Genomic DNA, 15,341 nt, shown 5'->3' with positions numbered 1-15,341 from the left:
GTGGATAGTCAGCAGCAGGTCATGGAATTCCGTTTGCCCGATCTCGGCGAGGGCCTGGCCGACGCGGAATTGGTGTCGTGGGCGGTCGCGCCCGGCGACAGCGTCGCGCTCAACCAGGTCATCGCGGAGGTCGAGACGGCCAAGGCCCAGGTGGCGCTGCCCAGCCCGTACGCGGGCACGGTGCTGGAGCTGCTGGCCCAGCCCGGCGACACCGTGCCGGTCGGAGCGCCGCTGATCCGCATCGGCGTGGCCGCCACGGAATCTGCGGACGCCGCGGCGGAAGCCCCGGAGGCTCCGGCCGAACGGCAATCCGTGCTGGTCGGTTACGGCCCCGACACCGAGCCGGTCTCCCGCCGCGCGGCCCGCGCGGCGACCGCGCGCGGCATGGGCTACGACGGTGCGGAGGGGCTCGGCAGTTCCGCACCCGCCGGACGGCCCGCCGCCACGCCCGCCGCCCGGAAGCTGGCCCGCGAGATCGGGATCGACCTGAGCACCGTGATCGGCACCGGACCGCAGGGCGCGGTCACCCTCGAGGATCTGCACGGCATGCGGCCGGAATCGATGAGCACGGGCCATATTCCGATCCACACCCCGCCGCCCGCCACCCTCACCGCGCTGCCCGCCACCCAGGCCGCGCCCGAGGTGACGCCCATGCACCCGGCGCTCGGCGGCTCCCGCGCCGTCCCCGCCGAGCGCGAGACCCGCACGCCGATCAGCGGCATCCGCAAGCGCACCGCCGCCGCCATGGTGGCCAGCGCCCAGCACATTCCCCAGGCCAGCACCTTCGTGACCACGGATTTCACCGCGTCCATGGAGCTGCTCGAGCATCTGCGCACCACGCCCAGCTTCACCGGGCTCACCCTCACCCCGCTGGCCCTGGTGGCCCGGGCCGCGCTGGCGGCGCTCACCGAGTTCCCGGAGATCAATGCCCGCTGGGACGAGGCGAATCAGGAGATCGTCACCAAGCACTACGTGAACCTGGGCTTCGCGGTCGCCACCGAACGCGGGCTGCTGGTGCCCAATCTCAAGGACGCGCAAGGGTTCACGCTGCGCGACCTGTGCCTGGAGATCGCCGGTGTCGCGGCCAAGGCGCGCAGCGGCACCGCCACTCCCACCGACCTGACCGGCGGCACCTTCACCATCACCAATGTGGGCGTGTTCGGCGTGGACACCGGTGTGCCGCTGGTGAATCCGGGCGAGGCGGCGATCCTGTGCCTGGGCTCGATCCGCAAGCGGCCGTGGGTGCATCGCGACGAACTGGCCGTGCGCTGGGTGACCAGTCTGGGCCTGAGCTTCGACCACCGGATGATCGACGGCGAGCAGGGGTCGCGGTTCCTGGCGAGCGTGGCCGCCCTGCTGGAGGATCCGCTGACCCTGCTGAGCCGGGTCTAGCCCGCGGCGGACTCCGGGACCACCAGCGGCTCGGCGGCCGCCCGGATGACCGCCGGGATCGGCACCGGCTTGCGGGTCTGCTCGTCCACGTAGACGTGTGTGAAGGTGCCGGTGGCGGCCAGCTCCAGGTGGTCGCCGCCGTCGCGGAAGATGGCCAGCTCGTAGTTGATGCTGGAATTGCCGAGCCGCGCCACCCGGATGCCGACCCGCAGCATGTCCGGGAAGCTGATCGACCCCAGGAACTTGCAGGAGGTCTGGGCCACCACGCCGATCGCGTGCAGGTCCCGGATATCGGTGCCGGTCGCGCTGATCAGCCAGGCGTTCACGGCCGTGTCGAAGTACGAGTAGTACGTCACGTTGTTCACGTGCCCGTAGTGGTCGTTGTCGGCCCAGCGCGTGGGAACCGGCCACAACACGGGGTATCCATGATCCTGCGTCACACCGCGACCCTAACCCGGCGGACCGGTCCGGTGGTCAGGCGGAGCGCGCGTCGGGAGTGGCGCGGTGGTCGCGAGGGCTGATGCCGTAGTGGCGCTTGAAGGCGGTGGACAGGGCGAAGGCGCTGCCGTAGCCGACGCGGCGGGCGATGGCCTCGAGGGTGGCGTCGGATTCCTGGAGCAGGTCGGCGGCCAGGGCCAGTCGCCAGTCGGTGAGGAAGGCCATGGGCGGCTCGCCGACCAGTTCGGTGAAGCGGCGGGCCAGCGCGGCGCGGGAGACCCCGACCTCGGCGGCCAGCGAGGCGACCGTCCACGGATTCGCGGGATTGTGCTGCATCAGGCGCAGGGCCTTGCCGACCAGCGGGTCACCGTAGGCGTGATACCAGGCGGGGGCGTCGGAGCGGGAGAACCAGGCGCGCAGCGCGGCGATCAGCAGCAGGTCCAATAGTCGGTCCAGCATGACCCCCTGCGCGGGCAGATCCTTGGCGGCCTCGTCGACCAGCAGATCCAGCACCCGGGAATCGATTTCGCCGCGGCTCAGCACCGCCACCGGGGGCAGTGCGCGCAGCAGCCGGCGACTGGCCGCGGACTCGTGCTCGTAGGTGCCGGTCACCAGCACGGTCTGGGCGTCGGCGTTGGTGCCCCAGCTGCGCACGCCCAGACTCAAGGCCTCGCACAGGACTTCGCCGTCCATCGTGGTGGTGACATTGCCGGGTTCGATGAGCACCTGCGGCGGCGTGTCGGGGTCGTCGGCCATCGAGTAGTGGTCGGGCCCGCGGAAGATGGCGATATCGCCCGCGCGCAGCTGCCGCGGCGGAGCGGGCTTGCCGCCCTTGGGTTCCGGCATCACCCAGCCGCCGCCCCGCACCACCGCCACCACGGTCAGCGGGGCCTCGTCCCGGATCCGGAGCGACCAGGGTGGGTCGAACGACGAGCGCATCACGAATGCCGCTCGCGCCCGTGGACCTTCGAGCAGACTGGCCAACGCATCCATGACAAAGACGATGGCAAATGCCCGCGCGCTTCTCAACCATGTTCGTGTCGGCCGAATCCCGGTGTGCCCGAAACACGGCCGGTTCCGAGCCCGGGATCCGGACGATCCGAGCGTCCGGGACGACCCGGTGAGCCTGGCGCACCCGGTAGCGTCGTACCGATGGCCGCCGCGACGCCCACTCCCCGCCTCCGCAAGGCGCGCCTGGCACTGTTCGCGGTGTTCGGGCTCAACGGCATGCTCTCGGCCGTGTGGATCGTGCACATCCCCGCCGTCACCGCGCGCGCCGGCGTCTCACCGACCGTGCTGGGCATGCTGATCCTGCTCATGGCGGCCTGCGCCATCGTGGGCATGCAGACCGCGGGGCCGCTGGCGGACCGGGTGGGCAGCCGCACGCTCACCGCGGCGGCCGTCACGCTGCTGGCCCTGACCCTGCTCGGCCCGGCGCACGCCGCCTCCCCCGTCGCCCTCGGACTGTTCCTGTGCGCCTTCGGTTTCGCCAACGGCGCACTGGACGTGTCCATGAACGCGCAGGCGGTCCATATCGAGCGGGCCTACGCCCGGCCCATCATGTCCGCGTTCCACGCCTTCTTCTCCTGCGGCGGATTCCTCGGCTCGGCCTTCGGGGCGGCCGCTCAGCACGCGCACTGGTCCCTGCCCGCCACCTTCACCCTCACCACGGCGATCGGCCTCGCCGTCACGGCCGTGGCGATCCCCGCCCTGCTCCCGCACACCGCCCCGGCGGCGGGCGACGTGCCGGGCACCTATGTCGATCCGGCGGCGGCCCAGCATCTTCCGGCCGACGAAGCCCCGGCACCGGCGTCCGGGGGCAAGCCCTCGGGGCGGATCGGATGGAAGGTGGTGGCTTTGGGCCTGATCGCGTTCGCGCTGCTGATGGCCGAGGGCGTCGCCGCGGACTGGAGCGCCCTGCAGGTCCGCGATCGGCTCGGTGTCGACGCCGGCGCCGCCGCGCTGGCCTTCACCGCGTTCTCCCTGACCATGACCATCGGCCGGTTCGGCGCGGACCGGGTGAGCGGCCACCTCGGCCGGGTGGGCGTGCTGCGCTGGGGAACGGCCGTGGCGGCCATCGGTTTCGGGGTCGTCGTGCTGTCCGGGTGGCTGCCGCTGACCGTGGCGGGGTGGGCCTTGTGCGGGATCGGCCTGTCGGGCGGCGTCCCGCAGGTGTTCACGGCCGCGGGCAATCTGGGCTCGGCGACGGCCGCGACCGATATGTCGCGGGTCTTCGGGCTCGGCTATGTGGGCCTGCTGGCCGGTCCGGCCGTCATCGGCTGGCTCGACAAGCTGGTGCCGCTGACCGCGGCCATGACGGTGCCGCTGGTCGCGATGGCGTTGTGCGCGTGGGGCGCTCGCGCGGTCGCCGCGCCGGTTCCGGCGCCGGCGACCGACTGAGGCTCAGGCCGACGGGCGGTCGCGGGCGGTGGCGCCCAGGTCGCCGATCGCCTCGGCGTGGTCGAGGAAGGCGTCCACCATGCGGTGATTGAGGACGGCGACGGCCTCGAGGTCCTCGGGCGTCCAGTCGGCGAGGGCCTCGGCCATCCAGCCGCGCATCACCTCGCGCACGGCCTCCACGGCCCGGCGGCCCGATGCGGTCGGACCGACCCGCTGGGCGCGACGGTCGTCCGGGTCCTGGACGCGTTCCACGTACCCGGCCTTCTCCAGGCGCTGGATCTGGCGGCTCACGTGCGGGGCCTCCACGTCCAGGCGGGCGGCGAGCTCACCCAGCCGCATGGGTTCGGGGGCGTCGGCGAGCAGGCGCAGCAGCGGGACGCTGGCCCGGTCCATGGTCAGGCCGCACTGCACCATGGCCTTGTCGTGGCGGCGGACCCGGGTCAGCAGATAGGCGACCCGGGCCAGCGCGCGTTCCAGTTCGACGATGTGACCTGCGTCAACTTCGATGGCGGGAATGGCTTCCGGTCGCGGCATGTGGTTATCTTACGAAACCCATTTACTTAATTTTGGTAAGTAAACCAAAGGACCATTCCATGACTACGACCGCTGTCGGTCAGGTCGACGTGTCGAAACCCGTCGAACCTTCGAAGGCCCACCTCGGCCTCACCCTGCTCGCGTTGTCCGCGGCCGGTCTGGTCGTGTCCTTGCAGCAGACCGTCGTGATCCCGCTGCTGCCGCGCTTCATCGTGCAGTTGCACACCGACGTCGCCGGGGTCACCTGGCTGTTCACCGCCGCGCTGCTCTCCGGCGCGGTCGCCACGCCGCTGCTCTCCCGCTTCGGCGACATGTACGGCAAGAAGCCGATGGTCATGGTCACCATGGGCGTGCTCATCGTCGGCTCGATCGTGTGCGCCTTCGCCACCACGCTGCCCGTCTACATCATCGGCCGGGCACTGCAAGGCATCTCGTCGGCCATGATCCCGCTCGCCATCGGCATCATCCGCGACACCTTCCCGCGCGAAAGACTGGTCCGCGCAATCGGAGTCGTGTCCGGCACCATGGGCGTCGGCGGCACCATCGGTCTGCTGGCCACCGGTGTCATCGCCGACCACACCACCAACCCGCACCCCGTCTTCTGGCTGACCGCGGCGCTCGGCGTGGTCGCCACCGTGCTGATCCAGGTGAGCGCCAAGAACAATGGCGTGCGCCACGGCGGCAAGCCCGACTTCATCGGCGCGGCGCTGCTGGCCGGGCTGCTGATCTGCCTGCTGCTCGGCATCAGCGAGGGCCCGCGCTGGGGCTGGGGCTCCACCTCGGTCATCGGCATGTTCGCGGCCGCCGCGGTGCTCACCGCCGTCTGGGTGTTCGTGGAGCTGAAGGTCGAACAGCCGCTGGTGCGCCTGCAGCTGCTCGTCGGCCCGCAGTCGCTGTCGGCGAACGTGGCCTCCGCGCTGCTCGGCTTCTCCATGTTCGGCGCGTTCTCGCTGGTCTCCAACTTCATTCAGACGCCCGCGGACCAGGTCGGCTACGGCCTGTCCGGGACCGTGCTCTCGGTCGGCCTCTACGGCATCCCGAGCGCGGCGCTGATGACCTTCTTCTCCTTCAACACCGGCCGCATCTCCGCCAAGATCGGACCCGCCTACACCCTCGCCATCGGCGCGACCTTCGCCGGCCTGTCGATGGGCTGGCTGGCCTTCTCGCATGGCCACGGCTACGACATGGTCATCGCGAACGCGTTGCAGGGCATCGGTTTCGGCATCGGCTACGCGGCGCTGGGCACCCTCGCCGTGCAGCACGTGCCGATGAGCGAGAGCGGCATCGCGTCGGGCATCAACTCACTGGTGCGGACCGCGGGCGGCTCGATCGCGGGCGCGATCACCGGCTCGATCCTGACCGCCCACGTGCTGAAGCTGGGCGCGCACGCCGTGCCGACCGAGGGCGCGTACGTCGCGAGCTTCGCGACGCTGGCCATCGGCGCCTTCGGCGCGGCGGCCGTCGCCCTCGGACACGGCCTGCGCCACAAGGGAAACTGACAACTCTCCCCGGAATCCGGAAAGCCTGCGCAACCCTCGTTGCGCAGGCTTTCCTGCTCTGTACCCGGTTCAGGTCAGCAGCGTCGTGCTCTCGCCGTCGACGACGACCACGTGATCGTCGGTGAGCGCCCAGTGCGGGATGCCGTCGGAGACGTAGTCGCGCACCAGCTTCCGGGACAGGCCCTGCGGATCGGTCGGGGAATCCAGGTGCGGGACGATGCGGCGGTCGACCAGGCCGAGACCGTCCCAGCGCGGCTCGACACCACAGGCGGTGCGGACCTCGTCGGGGTCGTCGATGGCCTCGATGCCGTGGAAGTCGGGGGTCATCACGCAGGCTCCCGCGCTGTAACCCGCGTACACCAGGGCGTCCTCGGCGAGCAGCTTCCGCAGGGCGAGATCGGCTCCGCTGCGGGCGAACTGGGCGCGCAGCACGAAGGTGTTGCCGCCGCGCACCCACACCGCCGGGAACTCGCGCAGCCGTTGCTCCACCGCGTCCGGGCGGCCGAGATAGTCGCGCAGGTCCAGGACCTCGGGCTGGAAACCCAAGCGGCGCAGCGGAACCAGATCGCTGGTGACCGCGCTCCGCCAGGCCGAGGGCCAGGCGTCACAGGCATTGGCGATGACGGCCACCGGGCCGGGCGCACCCGTCAGTTCGAGCAACCGCCGCTGGTGCGCGCCGAAACGGTAGCTGGACAGGAACAGTCGCACGGGTCAGATGGTGAAGGCGAGGCTGCGGACCAGGCGGTTGCCGAGGTCCGTGTCACCGGCGAGAGTGATCTCCCCCGCGTGCGCGTCGGCGGTGGTGCGGCCGCCGCGCAGCCGGGCGAACAGGCGCGAGTCCAGGGTGACGACCGTGGTGGCCGGACCGTCGAGCGCCTCGACCAGGTTCGCCCGGCCGCCGTCGACGGCCACGTGCAGGGTCTGCGGCACCGGACCGGTCAGCTCGAAGGTGATGCGCGAACCGTCGCCCGCGCCCGCGCCCTTGACCGCGGCCCGGCCGAGCGCGGTCAGCAGTTCGGCGTAGGCCTGCGCGCCCCGCGCGCCGCCCTCGTCGACCGTGACGCCGAGGGCGTCGGCGATGTCGTGCTCGTGCATCCAGCAGTCGAACAGGCGGATCCGCATGAACCGGCCGTAGGGGGCCATGCCCACCGGGGTCGGCACGAGTTCGGCCCACGCCTCCGGGGTGGTCTGCTCGAGGGCCTTCAGGCGGCGGCCGGTGACGTCGAGGAAACGCTCCAGCAGTTGCGTCCCGGCGAGCGGGCGCAGGGATTCGATCCACTTCTCGTTGAGCGCGCCGATGTCGTTGCGGATGTGCTCGCCGGACACCTCGGTGTCGGGGGTCGGCTCGCCCAGCAGCAGCGATTCGGTGCCGACCACGTGGGCGATCACATCGAAGACCGTCCAGCCCGGCAACGGCGATGACGTGCGCCACAGGTTTTCGTCCAGCCCGTCCACCAGCCGGGTGAGGGCGTCCCACTGGTCGGATAAAAGGGCGGTGATCTCGGCGCGGTCCGGCACCGTGTCGGTCATGCGGTGGTCTCCCTTTCCTCGTCGGCGAGCCGGTCCAATCCGGCTCGCAGTGCCGCGGCGGTGCGCTCGGTGTCGTGCGGGCGACGCAGCACGAAGCCCTTCGCGAAGCGCAGGGTGTCGCCGTGATGGCGGGGAATCACATGCAGGTGCACGTGGTGAACGGTCTGGAAGGCGGCCTTGCCGTCATTGATGAGCAAGTTCGCGCCGTCGGCCGTGAGGCCGGCCCGGCGCATGGACTTGGCCAGACGATGGCCGAAGCCGAACAGGCGGGCGCCCATCTGCGGGTCGAGCTCGTCGAGATCGGTCGCGTGCCGCTTGGGGATCACCAGGGTGTGCCCCCGGGTGATCGGCCGGACGTCGAGAAAGGCGACCAGATGGTCGTCCTCGAAGATCTTGGTCGCGGGTGCGTCGCCCGCGACGATCCGGCAGAAGATGCAGCCACTCACCATGCAGACATTACGGCGTACAGGTGATGCGCGACACCCCCTACTCGACCCCGACACGGGCACAACGGAACCAAGAGCTACTGACCAGTAGCATCAGGGATCCGATCGCGTTCGACGCCGGGAGAACCCCGGCCGAGCACGGAGTTGTCCGGTTTTCTCGCCACACCATGTGATGGGCATCTCGGCTACGCTCACCGCGAACCAGGTACAGTTGCGAGAATTCTCACGAACTTACTGCACAGTAAGTTCGGACCACCGTTCAACCGGTGACACGGCTTGGAACCGACAGGTGGCCTGGACTCACCACGAGAAGGAAGTTTGACAAGTGGACACAACGCAGAGCGCACAGACCGCTGCGCCCCGCGGTGCGCGCGTCGGAGTGGTTCGCGAGACGAACCCGGACGAACGACGCGTCGCATTGGTGCCGAAGATCATTCCGGCCCTGCTGAAGCAGGGTGTCGAGGTGATCGTCGAGGCCGGTGCCGGTCTGGGCGCGTTGATTCCGGACGAGGCGTACACCGAAGCCGGTGCGACGCTGGGCGATCCGTACAGCGCCGACGTCGTCGTGAAGGTCGCGCCGCCCAATGACGGCGAGATCGGCAAGCTCGCGCCGGGCCAGACCCTCATCGGGTTCCTCGCGCCCCGCAACGCCGACACCAAGATCGGTGCGCTGAAGGCGGCGGGCGTGCAGGCCTTTGCCGTGGAAGCGATTCCGCGTATCTCCCGCGCCCAGGTCATGGACGCGCTGTCCTCCCAGGCGAATGTCGCCGGCTACAAGGCCGTGCTGCTCGCCGCGTCGGAATCCACCCGATTCTTCCCCATGCTGACCACCGCCGCGGGCACCGTGAAGCCGGCCACCGTGCTGGTCCTCGGTGTCGGTGTCGCCGGTCTGCAGGCCCTGGCCACCGCCAAGCGCCTCGGCGGCCGCACCACCGGTTACGACGTTCGCCCCGAGGTCGCCGACCAGGTGCGCTCGGTCGGCGCGCAGTGGCTCGACCTCGGCATCGACGCCGCCGGTGAGGGCGGGTACGCCCGCGAGCTCACCGACGACGAGAAGGCTCAGCAGCAGCAGGCCCTCGAGGACGCCATCAAGGGCTTCGACGTGGTCATCACCACCGCGCTCGTCCCCGGCCGCCCGGCCCCGCGCCTGGTCACCGCCGCCGCCGTCGAGGGCATGAAGCCCGGCAGCGTGATCATCGACCTGGCCGGCGAGACCGGTGGTAACTGCGAGTTGACCGAACCCGGCAAAACCGTTGTGCGCCACGGCGTCACCATCGCCTCGCCGCTGAACCTGCCGGCCACCATGCCGGAGCACGCCAGCGAGCTGTACTCCAAGAACATCGCCGCCCTGCTCGAGCTCATGCTGAAGGACGGTGCCCTGGCACCCGATTTCGAGGATCAGGTGCTGGCGGATTCCTGTGTGACCCGTGAGGTGGAAGCCTGATGTACACCGAATTGTTGGCGAACATCGCGATCCTGGTGCTGTCCGGGTTCGTCGGTTTCGCCGTGATCTCCAAGGTGCCCAACACCCTGCACACCCCGCTGATGTCGGGTACCAACGCCATTCACGGCATCGTCGTGCTCGGCGCGCTGGTGGTCTTCGGCAAGATCGAGCACCCCTCGGTCCTGATGCAGATCATCCTGTTCGTCGCCGTCGTGTTCGGAACCCTGAACGTCATCGGCGGTTTCGTCGTGACCGACCGCATGCTGGGCATGTTCAAGGCGAAGAAGCCTGCTGCGCAAGAGAAGGCGGGCGAGTAACCCATGGACAACCTGGTCAATATTCTGTACATCGTCGCGTTCGCGATGTTCATCTACGGTCTGATGGGTCTCACCGGCCCGAAGACCGCGGTGCGCGGCAACCTGATCGCGGCGGTCGGCATGGCGATCGCGGTCATCGCGACGCTCATCTCCATCCGCGACACCAACAACTGGATCCTGATCGTGGCCGGTCTGGTCGTCGGTATCGGTCTGGGCGTTCCGCCCGCGCGGTTCACCAAGATGACCGCTATGCCGCAGCTGGTCGCCGCGTTCAACGGCGTCGGCGGTGGCACGGTCGCGCTGATCGCGTGGGCCGAGTTCCTCAACACCAAGGGCTTCTCCCAGGTACACGAGCAGCCGTCGGTGCACATCGTGATCGGCTCGCTGTTCGCGGCCATCATCGGCTCGGTCTCCTTCTGGGGCTCGATCATCGCCTTCGCCAAGCTGCAGGAGCTGCTGTCGGGCCGCCCGATCAGCGTCGGCCGCCTGCAGCAGCCGCTGAACCTGCTGCTGCTCGCCGGCGCGATCGCCGCGGCCGTGGTCATCGGCATCGGCGCCACCAATGACGGTGTGCCGCAGTACTGGATGATCGCGGTGCTGGTGCTCGCCGGCATCCTCGGCCTGATGGTCGTGCTGCCCATCGGCGGCGCGGACATGCCGGTCGTCATCTCGCTGCTCAACGCCCTGACCGGTCTGTCGGCCGCGGCCGCGGGTCTGGCGCTGAACAACACCGCCATGATCGTGGCGGGCATGATCGTCGGCGCGTCCGGCACCATCCTGACCAACCTGATGGCCAAGGCCATGAACCGGTCCATCCCCGCCATCGTCGCGGGCGGATTCGGCGGCGGCGCGAGCGCTCCCGGCGCCTCCGGCTCCGGCGAGCAGAAGCAGGCCAAGGCCACCTCCGCCGCCGACGCCGCGATCCAGATGGCCTACGCCAACCAGGTCATCGTGGTCCCGGGTTACGGCATGGCCGTCGCCCAGGCCCAGCACGCGGTCAAGGAGATGGCGGCCCTGCTCGAGGCCAAGGGCGTCGAGGTCAAGTACGCCATCCACCCGGTCGCCGGTCGTATGCCCGGCCACATGAACGTGCTGCTGGCCGAGGCCGAGGTCTCCTACGACGCCATGAAGGAAATGGACGACATCAACGGCGAATTCGCCCGCACCGATGTCGCCCTGGTCATCGGCGCCAACGACGTCACCAACCCGGCCGCCCGCGAGGACGCCTCGTCCCCCATCTACGGCATGCCCGTGTTGAACGTCGACCAGGCCAAGTCGGTCATCGTGCTCAAGCGCTCGATGAACTCCGGCTTCGCCGGCATCGACAACCCGCTGTTCTACGCCGACACCACCTCCATGCTGTTCGGCGACGCCAAGAAGTCCGTCGGTGCGGTCACCGAGGAACTGAAGGCACTGTAACCGCGCGCCAGGTCAATGGCCCGTGCCCCGAAAGGGACACGGGCCATTGCCGTTTCACGTGTCGGTGGGGATGGTTCGCCCAACGCCGGAGTCCACGCAGATCACATCGGCGATCTTGGCAACGTGATGCGTCAGGCGGACCCGCGTGCACGGCAGACAGCATGAGTAGCGAATTGTGAGTTACGACTTTCCGCGCAGGTTGCTGGATGTGAATCATCTATGTTTACGGCCATGAGCACACCCCTGAGCCAGGCGGCGGTCACCCGCACCGGTCGCCGCCTGTCTTACTCGATGTTTGCTGTCGTCGTCCTCGCCTACCTCGTGATCATTCAGGGCGGCGGGATGCTCATGAAGCACCTCAGCGGTGAGAACGACCTCCTGTCCACCCGGGGCGTCTTCTACGGCATGGTCATCCCACTCGGCGTGGCGCTGGCGTTCACCTACGCCGTCATCGGCTACCTCGGTTGGTTGCGGCCCGTCCTGCACGATGACCGCCCCACCCGATCCTGGGTGCGGGTCGTGCCGATCGTGTTCCTCGTCGCGATCGCCGGCGGCATCAGCTACAGCGCGCTCTCCCAGAAGAGTTGGCTGTATGTCGTAGTCCTGCTGATCGCAACCCAGTTCGTCGGCTGGGGCGAGGAAGGCATGTTCCGCGGCATCGGCGTCGTGGTCCTGCGCGAACACGGACTCACCGAAGGCCGTGTCGCCCTGTGGTCGAGCATCATCTTCGGCGCGGTACACCTGACCAACGCCCTCACCCACGGCGCTTCGGCACTGTTCCAAGCGGTCGCGGTCAGCCTCGCAGGCTACTTCTTCTACCTGATCCGCCGCGTAACCCACGGCAACATCGCGAATTCCGTCATTCACGGGTTGTTCGACTTCTCCATAATCACCGGGACAGCGATCCTGGCCGACCAGACCACCTACTCCGGAGCCCTGCTACCAATCTTGGTCTACCCGGTGCTCGCGATCATCCTGCTGCTCAAACGGCGCACAATCGAACCAGCCACGACCGACTGACGACACTCCGCATTCGGCAGGAGCGGACGTTCCGGGTCCGAGCTGCGTGGCGTCGGACGCGCGCAGTTGCGTTGTGCCAGAGGATGGTTAGGGTCTGGATGACAGGATCATCGGGAGTGGGGGCGGGTTGTGTTTGTGGTTCGGGTGTGGCGGTTGGTGGTTGCGTTCGTGGCGATTGGGGTCACGGGGGTGGTTGGTGAGGCTACGACGATGTGGCTTGGGTTCACCGTTCTGTTCGCGATTCTGATCGGGGGGATTGTGTTCGAGAACAAGGTTATTCGGCGCAAGGTGCGGTGAGCTGGTTCGAACGGGTTCGGGTCAGTTGCCGATCAGCTGGGAGACCGTGACGAAGCGGTAGCCCTGGTCTTGTAAGGCCTTCGCGATGCGGGGGATGGCGGCTAGGGATGGGTCGCCGGTGGGGTACATGGTGTGCAGCAGGATGATCGAGCCGGGGCGGACGTTGGCGAGGGTTTCGGTGACGATCTCGTCGGTGGTGGGGGTCTTGCCGGAGTCGGGTTCTACGTCCCAGGTGACGGTGGTTCGGTTGTGTTTGGAGAGGTACCACGGGAGGGCGATCAGTTTCTTGCCGTTGGGCGGGCGGAAGGTGATCGGGCCGCGGTAGCCGGTTTTCGAGATCTCGGTGTCGGTGCGCTCGACCTCGTCGCGGACGAAACCGGGGGTTACGAAGATCATGCGTTCGTGGTGGTAGGTGTGGTTGCCGATCTCGTGGCCGGAATCGGCGATGGCGCGGCCCTCGTCCGGGTGAGCGGCCAGTTCACTGCCGATGAGATAGAAGGTGGCGGGGATGCCTGCGTCGGACAATGCCCGAAGGATCGCCGGGGTGCGGTCGGTGGGGCCGTCGTCGAGGGTGAGGGATACGACCTTGTCGGTGGTGTCGACTCGGGAGATCAGGCGCCCGGCCACCTGGTAGGTGCGGGAGTTCATGAGGACGTAGAGTCCGGCCGAGATCAGGGCCAGGACCACCAGGGCGAGCGCGCCCGTGACGAGGAGCCTGCGTTTCATCGGCGCGAGGGTACCCGAAACAGTTATTGACCCTGAGGTCTAAAACGCCTAGGGTCGAGTGCATGGGCAGGCCACGCAACTTCGACGCGGACACGGTGGTGGATCGCGCGATGGAAGCGTTCTGGACCCATGGGTACGCCAATACCTCGCCGGCGCAGCTCGCGGACGCCACCGGGGTCGCGAAAGGCAGTCTCTACAACAGCTTCGGGAGCAAGCGGGAGTTGTTCGACCTCTGCTTGGCCCGATACGACCGAATGGGGGCCGAGCTGGCGCGGGACGTGCTGAGCGGGCCGGGTACCACCCGGGAACGGCTGCGCGACTGGATGCGGCTGATCGTGGACAGCGATCTGGCGCGCGAAGTGCGGCGCGGGTGCCTGGTGGCCAATACCGCCTTGGAACTCGGCGGACACGATCCGGAGGCGACCAAGGCGGTGACCGCCGCGCACGGGCACATGGTCGAACTGTTCACCGAACGTATCGAGCAGGGGCAGCGCGACGGCGACGTCCGGGCCGACCTCGACGCGCGGGCCTACAGCGAGTATCTGATGAATGCCGTTGGCGGGCTCCGCATCTCGGCCAAGATCTCGGACGCCGAGACCTTGTACCGAATCATCGACACCACCCTGTCCACCCTCTGAATCCACGGTCGCATCCTGCGGCCCTTCCTTTTACCCTAGTTTTTGACCTACAGTTCAAGAAAGGTACGGATCATGGATCTCGGACTGAACGGCAAGACCGCACTCGTCACCGGCGCCAGCCGCGGCATCGGCCTCGCTGTCGCCGAAGCACTGGCCGAGGAAGGCGTACGGGTCGCCGGCGTCGCCCGCACCATCACACCGGAACTCGAAAAGGTCGCGGCGGCCACGGTTTCCGCGGACCTGAGCACCACCGCGGGCGCGCTGGCCGCCGTCGAGACGGCCCTGGCCGAGCTCGGCGGCATCGACATCCTGGTCAACAATGTCGGCGGCGGTGACGCCGACCAGCTGACCCTGGGCGGCTTCCTCGACATTCCGGAAGACCAGTGGCGCACGCTGTTCGACCTCAACCTGTTCGGCGTCGTCGCCATCACCCGCGCGGCGCTGCCCAGCATCATCGAACGGCGCGGCGCGATCGTCACCGTCTCCTCGATCAACTCCCGCCTGCCCGCGGTCGGACCGGCCGGCTACAGCGAGGCCAAAGCCGCGCTCACCGCGTTCGGCAAGCGACTCAGCGAGGAGTTCGGCCCGCAGGGCGTCCGCGTCAACACCGTCTCGCCGGGACCGGTCGGCACCGCCATCTGGCGCGGGCCCGACAGCCTCGGAGCCCGCCTCTCCGCCGCCAACGGCATTGCGCAGGAAGACTTCCTGGCGTCCATGCCCGCCCAGTTCAATATCGCCGCGGGGCGGATCGCCGAAGCCGGGGAAGTCGCCGCGCTGGTGACCTTCCTGGCCTCCGAGCAGGCCGCCATCATCAATGGCGCCGACTACATCATCGACGGCGGCATTCTCAAAACGGTCTGATCAGAGGTAGAGGCCGGTGCCGTGTTCGGGGTGGGTGTTGGCGACGGCGTGCAGATCACGTTCGCGCAGGACGTAATACGCCTGCGCCTGGATCTCCACCTCGAACTGGTCATCGGCGCTGAACAGCACCTGGTCGCCCACGCCCACCGCGCGCACGTGGGAGCCGACGCCGCACACTTCGCCCCAGGACAGGCGCTTGGCGACCTGGGCGGTGGCGGGGATGAGGATGCCGCCGCTGCTGCGCCGCTCGCCCGCCTCGGGGCTGAGTTTGACCATGACGCGGTCGTGCAGCATTTGGATTTCGAGCTTGGCATCGGACACCGCGGCAGTTTAACCGCGCGAGAATGTCCGGTTCCGCCCCGGTGCCCACCCGACCGCGT

General features: G+C 68.7%; 17 protein-coding genes. 9 read left to right on the top strand and 8 right to left on the bottom strand.

All coding sequences use genetic code 11. The annotated features are described in order from the left end of the window. Nucleotides 1-21: 21 nt before the first annotated feature. On the top strand, nucleotides 22-1,392 hold the full coding sequence (locus ABZ382_RS34205) for a dihydrolipoamide acetyltransferase family protein (RefSeq protein WP_357097802.1): 1,371 nt from the start codon (nucleotides 22-24) through the stop codon (nucleotides 1,390-1,392). On the opposite strand, the gene ABZ382_RS34200 is transcribed toward ABZ382_RS34205, so the two are convergent. Then, nucleotides 1,389-1,832 (bottom strand): thioesterase family protein, encoded by a 444-nt coding sequence (locus ABZ382_RS34200; RefSeq protein ID WP_357097705.1) that lies wholly within the window; start codon nucleotides 1,830-1,832, stop codon nucleotides 1,389-1,391. The genes ABZ382_RS34205 and ABZ382_RS34200 overlap by 4 nt on opposite strands. Before the next feature lie 34 nt (nucleotides 1,833-1,866). Beyond that, on the bottom strand, nucleotides 1,867-2,823 hold the full coding sequence (locus ABZ382_RS34195; RefSeq protein ID WP_357097703.1) for an AraC family transcriptional regulator: 957 nt from the start codon (nucleotides 2,821-2,823) through the stop codon (nucleotides 1,867-1,869). 159 nt (nucleotides 2,824-2,982) lie between these two features. Between ABZ382_RS34195 and ABZ382_RS34190 the strand changes: the two genes are divergently transcribed. After that, nucleotides 2,983-4,230, top strand: a complete 1,248-nt coding sequence (locus ABZ382_RS34190; protein ID WP_357097701.1) for an MFS transporter — start codon at nucleotides 2,983-2,985, stop codon at nucleotides 4,228-4,230. 3 nt (nucleotides 4,231-4,233) lie between these two features. Here the strand turns inward: ABZ382_RS34190 and ABZ382_RS34185 are convergent, their stop codons facing one another. Beyond that, nucleotides 4,234-4,764, bottom strand: coding sequence for a MarR family transcriptional regulator (locus ABZ382_RS34185; protein WP_357097700.1), 531 nt, complete (start codon nucleotides 4,762-4,764; stop codon nucleotides 4,234-4,236). 59 nt (nucleotides 4,765-4,823) lie between these two features. Here ABZ382_RS34185 and ABZ382_RS34180 point away from each other — a divergent pair, with 59 nt between their 5' ends. Beyond that, nucleotides 4,824-6,263, top strand: coding sequence for an MFS transporter (locus ABZ382_RS34180; protein ID WP_357097698.1), 1,440 nt, complete (start codon nucleotides 4,824-4,826; stop codon nucleotides 6,261-6,263). A 69-nt stretch (nucleotides 6,264-6,332) separates the two neighbouring features. Here ABZ382_RS34180 and ABZ382_RS34175 read toward each other — a convergent pair whose 3' ends face one another. From ABZ382_RS34175 to ABZ382_RS34165, 3 genes are read right to left on the bottom strand one after another with little or no spacing between them, the layout of a single operon-like run. After that, nucleotides 6,333-6,971, bottom strand: a complete 639-nt coding sequence (locus tag ABZ382_RS34175) for a Type 1 glutamine amidotransferase-like domain-containing protein (protein WP_357097696.1) — start codon at nucleotides 6,969-6,971, stop codon at nucleotides 6,333-6,335. Between the two features lie 3 nt (nucleotides 6,972-6,974). Continuing rightward, nucleotides 6,975-7,793 carry a maleylpyruvate isomerase family mycothiol-dependent enzyme gene (locus tag ABZ382_RS34170; RefSeq protein ID WP_357097694.1) on the bottom strand — a complete coding sequence of 273 codons (819 nt, stop codon included), beginning with the start codon at nucleotides 7,791-7,793 and terminating at the stop codon, nucleotides 6,975-6,977. Continuing rightward, nucleotides 7,790-8,239 carry an HIT family protein gene (locus ABZ382_RS34165; RefSeq protein ID WP_357097692.1) on the bottom strand — a complete coding sequence of 150 codons (450 nt, stop codon included), beginning with the start codon at nucleotides 8,237-8,239 and terminating at the stop codon, nucleotides 7,790-7,792. Before ABZ382_RS34165 ends, ABZ382_RS34170 begins: the two co-directional genes overlap by 4 nt. A gap of 325 nt (nucleotides 8,240-8,564) precedes the next feature. On the opposite strand from ABZ382_RS34165, the gene ABZ382_RS34160 reads away from it, so the two are divergent. From ABZ382_RS34160 to ABZ382_RS34145, 4 genes are all read left to right on the top strand, one after another. Further along, the gene (locus tag ABZ382_RS34160) at nucleotides 8,565-9,683 is read left to right on the top strand and encodes a Re/Si-specific NAD(P)(+) transhydrogenase subunit alpha (protein ID WP_357097690.1); all 1,119 of its coding nucleotides are present in this window, start codon (nucleotides 8,565-8,567) and stop codon (nucleotides 9,681-9,683) included. Continuing rightward, nucleotides 9,683-10,000: an NAD(P) transhydrogenase subunit alpha gene (locus tag ABZ382_RS34155; RefSeq protein WP_357097688.1), complete on the top strand. Its 318-nt coding sequence runs from the start codon at nucleotides 9,683-9,685 to the stop codon at nucleotides 9,998-10,000. The genes ABZ382_RS34160 and ABZ382_RS34155 overlap by 1 nt, the downstream gene beginning before the upstream one ends. 3 nt (nucleotides 10,001-10,003) lie before the next feature. Beyond that, on the top strand, nucleotides 10,004-11,419 hold the full coding sequence (locus tag ABZ382_RS34150) for an NAD(P)(+) transhydrogenase (Re/Si-specific) subunit beta (RefSeq protein ID WP_357097686.1): 1,416 nt from the start codon (nucleotides 10,004-10,006) through the stop codon (nucleotides 11,417-11,419). 231 nt (nucleotides 11,420-11,650) lie between these two features. Then, a complete protein-coding gene (locus tag ABZ382_RS34145; protein ID WP_357097684.1) occupies nucleotides 11,651-12,439 on the top strand; it encodes a CPBP family intramembrane glutamic endopeptidase in 789 nt (262 codons plus the stop codon). A gap of 318 nt (nucleotides 12,440-12,757) precedes the next feature. Here ABZ382_RS34145 and ABZ382_RS34140 read toward each other — a convergent pair whose 3' ends face one another. Further along, nucleotides 12,758-13,462 (bottom strand): polysaccharide deacetylase family protein, encoded by a 705-nt coding sequence (locus tag ABZ382_RS34140; RefSeq protein WP_357097682.1) that lies wholly within the window; start codon nucleotides 13,460-13,462, stop codon nucleotides 12,758-12,760. A 62-nt stretch (nucleotides 13,463-13,524) separates the two neighbouring features. On the opposite strand from ABZ382_RS34140, the gene ABZ382_RS34135 reads away from it, so the two are divergent. Both ABZ382_RS34135 and ABZ382_RS34130 read left to right on the top strand, forming a co-directional pair. After that, nucleotides 13,525-14,100: a TetR/AcrR family transcriptional regulator gene (locus ABZ382_RS34135; protein WP_357097680.1), complete on the top strand. Its 576-nt coding sequence runs from the start codon at nucleotides 13,525-13,527 to the stop codon at nucleotides 14,098-14,100. Between the two features lie 72 nt (nucleotides 14,101-14,172). After that, entirely contained in the window at nucleotides 14,173-14,961 is a 789-nt protein-coding gene (locus ABZ382_RS34130) for an SDR family oxidoreductase (protein ID WP_357097678.1), read from the top strand. On the opposite strand, the gene ABZ382_RS34125 is transcribed toward ABZ382_RS34130, so the two are convergent. Continuing rightward, nucleotides 14,962-15,282, bottom strand: coding sequence for a co-chaperone GroES (locus ABZ382_RS34125; RefSeq protein ID WP_357097676.1), 321 nt, complete (start codon nucleotides 15,280-15,282; stop codon nucleotides 14,962-14,964). It abuts the gene before it with no gap. Between the last annotated feature and the right edge of the window lie 59 nt (nucleotides 15,283-15,341).

Source organism: Nocardia sp. NPDC005825, assembly GCF_040630175.1.
In the GTDB taxonomy this organism is placed as follows: Bacteria; Actinomycetota; Actinomycetes; order Mycobacteriales; family Mycobacteriaceae; genus Nocardia.
Note: the sequence above shows the minus strand (reverse complement) of the source record. Positions and strands in the feature narration are given on the sequence as shown.

Coding starts and splice junctions, on each gene's coding strand:
- ABZ382_RS34205 (WP_357097802.1), top strand. CDS start 22: ATGGAATTCCGTTTGCCCGATCTCGGCGAGGGCCTGGCCGACGCGGAA.
- ABZ382_RS34155 (WP_357097688.1), top strand. CDS start 9,683: ATGTACACCGAATTGTTGGCGAACATCGCGATCCTGGTGCTGTCCGGG.
- ABZ382_RS34180 (WP_357097698.1), top strand. CDS start 4,824: ATGACTACGACCGCTGTCGGTCAGGTCGACGTGTCGAAACCCGTCGAA.
- ABZ382_RS34140 (WP_357097682.1), bottom strand. CDS start 13,462: ATGAAACGCAGGCTCCTCGTCACGGGCGCGCTCGCCCTGGTGGTCCTG.
- ABZ382_RS34145 (WP_357097684.1), top strand. CDS start 11,651: ATGAGCACACCCCTGAGCCAGGCGGCGGTCACCCGCACCGGTCGCCGC.
- ABZ382_RS34150 (WP_357097686.1), top strand. CDS start 10,004: ATGGACAACCTGGTCAATATTCTGTACATCGTCGCGTTCGCGATGTTC.
- ABZ382_RS34190 (WP_357097701.1), top strand. CDS start 2,983: ATGGCCGCCGCGACGCCCACTCCCCGCCTCCGCAAGGCGCGCCTGGCA.
- ABZ382_RS34130 (WP_357097678.1), top strand. CDS start 14,173: ATGGATCTCGGACTGAACGGCAAGACCGCACTCGTCACCGGCGCCAGC.
- ABZ382_RS34185 (WP_357097700.1), bottom strand. CDS start 4,764: ATGCCGCGACCGGAAGCCATTCCCGCCATCGAAGTTGACGCAGGTCAC.
- ABZ382_RS34170 (WP_357097694.1), bottom strand. CDS start 7,793: ATGACCGACACGGTGCCGGACCGCGCCGAGATCACCGCCCTTTTATCC.
- ABZ382_RS34135 (WP_357097680.1), top strand. CDS start 13,525: ATGGGCAGGCCACGCAACTTCGACGCGGACACGGTGGTGGATCGCGCG.
- ABZ382_RS34195 (WP_357097703.1), bottom strand. CDS start 2,823: ATGGATGCGTTGGCCAGTCTGCTCGAAGGTCCACGGGCGCGAGCGGCA.